Here is a 6,154-nt window from a genome sequence, read left to right as displayed (position 1 = left end):
AGTCCGGCACCGGCGCCGGCGCCGCGGAATCGGGCGGAGGCAAGCGCAGTCGATCCCGTTACGTCGGCATTCCCGTGACGATCAAGACATGACCGCATCGGCGGCGGGTTCGCACCCACTGACCGTCGGAATCGACGTCGGCGGCACCAACATTCGTGCCTCGGTGGTCGACAGCGAAGGTTCGGTGCTCGACACCGTGCAGGCGCCGACCCCGCATTCGGCGCGGGCGCTCGATGACGCAATCGACCGGGCGGTGCGCGAACTCGCCGGTCGCCATCGCATCGACGCGGTGGGTCTGGCGGTGGCCGGTTTCGTCAACGGCGACCACACCACCGTCCGGTTCGCACCGCATCTGCCCTGGCAGGACGCGCCGGTCGCGCAGCGGCTCACCGACCGGCTCGGCCTGCCGGTGCTGCTGGAACACGACGCCAATGCCGCCATGTGGGCCGAATACCGGTTCGGCGCGGCGGCGGGCGGGCACAACGTGGTGCTGGTGGCGATCGGCACCGGCATCGGGGCCGCCCTGCTCATCGACGGCAAGCTCTATCGCGGCACACATGGCATCGCACCCGAACTCGGGCATCTGCAGGTGGTTCCGGAAGGGCGGGCCTGCGCGTGCGGCAAGCGCGGCTGCTGGGAGCGCTACTGCAGCGGGACGGCGCTGGCCGATACCGCGATCGAACTACTCGCCACCGACCCAGGCCCATCGTTGCTGGCCAGGGAGGTGCTGCGGGATCCGGGCTCGCTCACCGGCCGTCGCGTCGCCGGCGCGGCCCAGGACGGTGATCCGCTCGCACTGCGCGCCATGACCGATTTCGCCCGCTGGCTCGGGCTCGGCCTGGCCTTCGTCGCCGACATCTTCGATCCGGACCTGGTGGTCATCGCGGGCGGGGTGAGTAGTTCGGCGCCGCTGTTCCTCGATGATGCCCGCGAACAGTACGCCGCCGCGCTCACCGGCCGCGGGCATCGGCCGCTCGCCCGCATCCGCACTACCCAACTCGGTGAGGCGGCGGGCATGATCGGCGTCGCCGAGATGGCGCGGGCCGCGCTCGCCGCGCCCGGCGGTGACATCTCCTCGGTCGCGCACACCAGTCGCTGAGCGCGGTCGTCGTCGAACGCGGTCGTCGCGGAACGCAGCCGGCCGGCGCGCCGGGCACACTCGCGGCAAACCGAATCCGCGCCGTCCGCGCGCACCGCCGGCCTCGGGCCGCGGACGCGGAAACTCCCGACAGCACCGGGCCGGGGACCGCACCGGGCCGACGCGGTGTGGTGAGATTCGCCTCTGCGCTTGGATGTGATCTGCGTCCAGCGGTAAAGTCGGCAACCGAGAGGTGCCCGCCTACGATCCCGCTCCCGGGGGTAAGGACGTCATGTTCTACTGGCTGCTGAAGTACGTGCTGATCGGCCCGCTCATCCACATCTACAACCGGCCCACGGTAGAAGGCGTGGAGAACATTCCCGCCGACGGCGCAGCCATTCTCGCCGGTAACCACCTCTCGTTCGCGGACTGGCTGTTCGCACCTCTGATGAGCCCGCGCCGGATCAACTACCTGGCCAAGGCCGAATACTTCAACACCCCCGGATTCAAGGGCAGGCTGCAGAAGTTCTTCTTCAGCGGCACCGGGCAGTACCCGATCGACCGCAGTGGGGCCAGCGCCGCCGAGGACGCCCTCAACGCCGCCCGCAAACTCATCGATCAGGGTCGGCTGGTCGGCCTGTACCCGGAGGGCACCCGCTCCCCCGACGGCCGCCTCTACAAGGGCAAGACCGGAATGGCGCGACTGGCGCTGGAGACCGGTGTCCCCGTCATCCCGGTCGCGGTGATCGGCACCGACGAGGTCAGCCCGCCCGGACCGTTCCGCTGGCGCCGCCGCAAGGTCACCGTCAAGTTCGGCGCCCCCATCGACTTCTCCCGCTACGAAGGCATGGGCGGCAACCGCTTCGTCGAACGTGCCGTCACCGACGAGGTCATGTACGAACTCATGCGCATGAGCGGCCAGGAGTACGTCGACGTCTACGCCGCCAGCCTGAAGAAGGGCGTGCCGTCCGGCTCGGCGCCCGAAGCCACCCGCATCCCCGAGTCCGCCGCGAGCTGAATTCCGTTCTCGACGTCCCGCTCACCTTCCGGTGGGCGGGACGTCTGCATCGGAGGGCAGTGCGCGGGCGACCGTCCCGGAGGCCGCCTCGGTGGCCGGTACCGCCCCGGATTCACCCCGCCACAACAGCTCCTTGCCGGCACGCCCGTCGACACCATCGAAATCGCCGCGGCCCGTTTCGGTTTCATGGTGAATGTCCTCGATCACAGCGCTACCGATCGGTAATGGTGCGCCACGTCCGGGATGGCAGAGTCGCGGTCATGTTCAAGAAGTTGCTTGCGTCGGTCGGGGTGGGTGCGGCCGAGGTGGAAACCGAATTGTTCGGTACCGGGGTGCAACCCGGCGGGGTGGTGCGGGGCGTCGTTCGGTTGCGCGGCGGGCAGGCGCGGCAACGCGTGTCGAGGGTCGGCGTGGAGTTGGTGACCCGGGTGGAGGTGGAGTACAGCGACGGCGAAGCCCTCGGTGAAGCCTCCTTCGCGCAACTGCCGCTGCACGGTGGCTTCGAGGTCGGGCCGGGGGCGTTCCTGGAATTCCCGTTCGCGCTGCACGTTCCGAGGGAAACCCCGATCACCTTCTACAACGGCCGCTACCTGCCCGGCGCGGCCATCGCGGTCCGCACGGTGGTCGAACTCGACAGCGGCGTGGACGCCACCGACACCGACCCCATCGCCGTCGCCGCACTGCCCGCGCAGCAGGCGGTGCTCGACGCGATCCTGCGCTGGGGTTTCGCGCTGCGTAGCACCGATGTCGAAGCCGGGCGCATCGCGGGCGCTGCGCAGCAGTTGCCGTTCTATCAGGAAATCGAATTCGGTCCCTCCCCGCGCTTCCCGCGCGTCAACCAACTCGAACTGACCTTCCTCGCCGCCGACAACGGCATGAACGTCGTACTCGAAGCCGATAAGCGCGGTAGCTTCCGCGCCGCGGGTCGCGATGACATCGGGACCATGTGGATCGACTACGCGACGGTGGGCCAGGTGGATTGGACGGCGGCCATCGGGCACCGGCTGAACACTCTCGCCTCGCGCTGAGTCGACGGGTGCGGCTCGCCACCCGGTCCCGGCGTGCGGAGCATCGGCGAGTCGTTGACCCGGCCGACGACGCGCGTTCACATTGCGTTGCCCCGGCTGCGCCACAGTCGACGCCATGGTTGTTCTCCGCCCCGGCACCGGCTTCTCCCGGCGCGCATTGCTGCGCACCTCGGCGCTCGGCCTTGTGGCCGCACCCACGCTGGCGGCCTGCTCGAACGATGCGGGGCCCGCGCTGGTCCGGCAGCGGCCGACGCTCACCCACGGCGTCGCCGTCGGCGATCCGCGTAGCGACGGCGCCCTCCTCTGGGCTCGTTCGGACCGTCCCGCGACCTTGATCGTGGAAACCGCCGCTACCGAATCCTTCGCCGACGCCAAACGATTCACCGGACCGCTGCTGACCCCCGATACCGATGGCACCGGCCGCCTGCGCGTCTCCGGGCTGCCCGCGGGCGAACTCGTGCACTACCGCGTCACCCTGGAAGGCGAGGACGGCGCCACCTCCGAACCCCTGACGGGCGTCTTCCGCACCGCCCCGCTGGCCCCGGCCGATATCCGGTTGCAGTGGTCCGGTGACGTCGCGGGCCAGGGCTTCGGCATCAATCCCGATATCGGCGGCATGCGGATCTTCTCCACCATGGCCGCCCGCGACCCGCACCTGTTCCTGCACTCCGGCGACGTCGTCTACGCCGACGGGCCGTTGCGGGAGACCGTGCCGCTGCCCGACGGCCGGGTCTGGAAGAACATCGTCACCGAAGCCAAGAGTGCGGTCGCGGAAACCCTCGACCAATTTCGCGGCCAGTACGCCTACAACCTCTCCGACGACAACGTCCGCCGCTTCAACTCCTCGGTCGCGCAGCTGGTCCAGTGGGACGACCACGAAACCACCAACAACTGGTCGCCCGGCGGCACTGTAGCCGCCGACAAGGGCTACACCGAGCGCGATATGAACACCCTCGCCGCCCGCGCCTGGCAGGCCTTCCACGAGTGGAACCCGCTCGACCCGCACGAGGCCGCCGACGGCAGGCTCTATCGCTCCATCTCCTACGGCCCGCTGCTGGATGTGTTCGTGCTCGATATGCGCACCTACAAAGACACCAACGGCGCCAACGTCTCCCCCGGCGGCCACATCTTCGGCCAGCAGCAGACCCGCTGGCTCATCGACGGGCTGCGTGCCTCCACCGCCACCTGGAAGATCATCGCCAACGACCTGCCGCTCGGTGTGGTGGTGCCGGACGGCAAGACCGCGTTCGAAGGCCCCGCCAACGGAAAGCCGGGCGCACCCTCCGGCCGCGAATCCGAGATCGCCCAGGTGCTCTCGGCGATCAAACGCGATCGGGTCACCGGCGTGGTGTGGCTGACCGCCGACGTCCACTACACCGCCGCCCACCACTACTCCCCTGAACGCGCCGCGTTCACCGATTTCGACGAGTTCTGGGAATTCGTCTCCGGCCCGCTCAACGCGGGTGCGTTCGGACCCAACACTCTCGATCCGACCTTCGGTCCCGAAGCGGTGTTCGTGCACGCCCCGCCGCAGCCGAATACCTCCCCGCTCGACGGCGCCTACCAGCATTTCGGCGAGGTGCTGATCGACGGCCGGTCAAGGGATCTGACGGTGAATCTGTGCGATGCGAGCGCAACGGTGCTGTTCAGTCGGCGGCTGCCCGCACCGGGCCGATGAACCGGCAGGATCGGCCGCGCACGCGGGCGCGTGCTGTGGTTAGCTTGCGTGCCATGAGCACGCCGCACACTGTCGCCGCCGAAGAACATCTCCCTCGTGACACCGCGGATGTCGTTCGCACCGTGCGCGATTCGCGTCAGCGCGCCGAACCGCTCACTGTTTGCGGTGGTGAGCTGGTCGACGACGGCGTGTCGGTGCCCGATCAGCGCGCCGTGGTGTCGATGCGCCGGATGAATTCGGTGCTCGATATCAATCTCCGGCGCGGCACGGTCCGGGTGCAGGCCGGCGCTCGGTTGTCCGAGATCGACCGGCGGCTCGGCGCGCACGGGCTCGGTCTGCCGATCGTGGGCGACCACCGCGATATCACCGCGGGCGGATTCGCCTCCGTCGGCGGAGTGAGCACGGCCTCGCACAAGTACGGCATGTTCATCGATCAGATCGTCGACCTCGAGTACGTCGATCCGGACGGGCGCATCGGTACCTGCGGGCGCGACCATCACACCGAACGCTTCCATCGCATTCTCGGCGCAGGCGGGCGCGCGGGCATCATCACCGCGCTGACCCTCGACACCGTCGCGGTGGACAAGGACCACAGCTGGCTCAGCACCAACGCCCACCGCTTCCTGGATTTCGATTCCTTCGTCGAGTACGCGCACGGTCAGGTCGCGCGGCCCGGCGAGGCGGTGTTGCAGGTGGGCCGCTGGGTCGATACGGCGCCGCTGAAGGTGTCGCGGCCGGTCGGCACCGGGCACGTGCAGCTGGGCACCGTGCGGTTCGGCCAGTGGTCGAGCCTCTACCCCACCGCACCCACCCGTTCGCTGCGCGCGCGCCGCGAAGTGGGCACCAGGGCCCGTAAATCGCTCGGTGTGATCGCCTCGGCCGCCGGCGGCCGCGCGGGCATGCCGGTGCGCAACGCCGCCGCGGGCGCGGTCATGCTCACCCCGAAGGTGCTCACCCTGCGCGATGCCGAATATCTCGCCGACACCGTCATCAGCTCCTCCGAACGCGGCCCCGCCTACCGCGTCGGCGTGTTCGCGCCGCTGTCGAGCTACACCTCGGTCTTCTACCGCCTGCACGACCTGTTCGCCGGCCACCGCGAACGCACCGGCTGCTTCACCGTCATCTCCGCCATGACCTACGGCGTGCGCTCGAAATTCCTGCGCGCGGAATCGGCCACCCGCGGCCTGCCCTCCGAAGACCACGGCCTCATCACCTTCACCTGCCGCCTGCGCCCGGCCTCCCTGCCTTCCGAACAACTCCGCGACATCGTCACCACCATCGACGAAATCTGCCGCTCGGAGAACGCCCTGCGCTACGAATCCGGGGAGTAGTGCGCGGTCGGCTCCGTCGCT

Annotated in this window: 6 protein-coding genes; 5 read left to right on the top strand and 1 reads right to left on the bottom strand. The window is 69.3% G+C overall.

All coding sequences use genetic code 11. The features are described from left to right. The first annotated feature begins 88 nt into the window (after nucleotides 1–88). A complete protein-coding gene (locus RJ05_RS08450; RefSeq protein WP_036535196.1) occupies nucleotides 89–1,099 on the top strand; it encodes an ROK family protein in 1,011 nt (336 codons plus the stop codon). A gap of 271 nt (nucleotides 1,100–1,370) precedes the next feature. Continuing rightward, entirely contained in the window at nucleotides 1,371–2,096 is a 726-nt protein-coding gene (locus RJ05_RS08445) for a lysophospholipid acyltransferase family protein (protein WP_036535194.1), read from the top strand. A 21-nt stretch (nucleotides 2,097–2,117) separates the two neighbouring features. Here the strand turns inward: RJ05_RS08445 and RJ05_RS08440 are convergent, their stop codons facing one another. After that, entirely contained in the window at nucleotides 2,118–2,303 is a 186-nt protein-coding gene (locus RJ05_RS08440; RefSeq protein ID WP_036535191.1) for a hypothetical protein, read from the bottom strand. Between the two features lie 53 nt (nucleotides 2,304–2,356). Here RJ05_RS08440 and RJ05_RS08435 point away from each other — a divergent pair, with 53 nt between their 5' ends. The 3 genes from RJ05_RS08435 to RJ05_RS08425 all read left to right on the top strand — a co-directional run bounded on the left by RJ05_RS08435 (nucleotide 2,357) and on the right by RJ05_RS08425 (nucleotide 6,133). Continuing rightward, nucleotides 2,357–3,124: a sporulation protein gene (locus tag RJ05_RS08435; RefSeq protein WP_036535210.1), complete on the top strand. Its 768-nt coding sequence runs from the start codon at nucleotides 2,357–2,359 to the stop codon at nucleotides 3,122–3,124. A gap of 115 nt (nucleotides 3,125–3,239) precedes the next feature. Then, complete coding sequence (locus RJ05_RS08430; protein ID WP_036535190.1) at nucleotides 3,240–4,802, top strand: alkaline phosphatase D family protein; 1,563 nt, start codon at nucleotides 3,240–3,242, stop codon at nucleotides 4,800–4,802. 53 nt (nucleotides 4,803–4,855) lie between these two features. Further along, the gene (locus RJ05_RS08425) at nucleotides 4,856–6,133 is read left to right on the top strand and encodes an FAD-binding oxidoreductase (RefSeq protein WP_036535208.1); all 1,278 of its coding nucleotides are present in this window, start codon (nucleotides 4,856–4,858) and stop codon (nucleotides 6,131–6,133) included. The last annotated feature ends 21 nt before the right edge of the window (nucleotides 6,134–6,154 follow it).

It is taken from the genome of Nocardia cyriacigeorgica NBRC 100375 (assembly GCF_000308555.1).
GTDB classification, from domain to species: domain Bacteria; phylum Actinomycetota; class Actinomycetes; order Mycobacteriales; family Mycobacteriaceae; genus Nocardia; species Nocardia cyriacigeorgica.
Note: the sequence above shows the minus strand (reverse complement) of the source record. Positions and strands in the feature narration are given on the sequence as shown.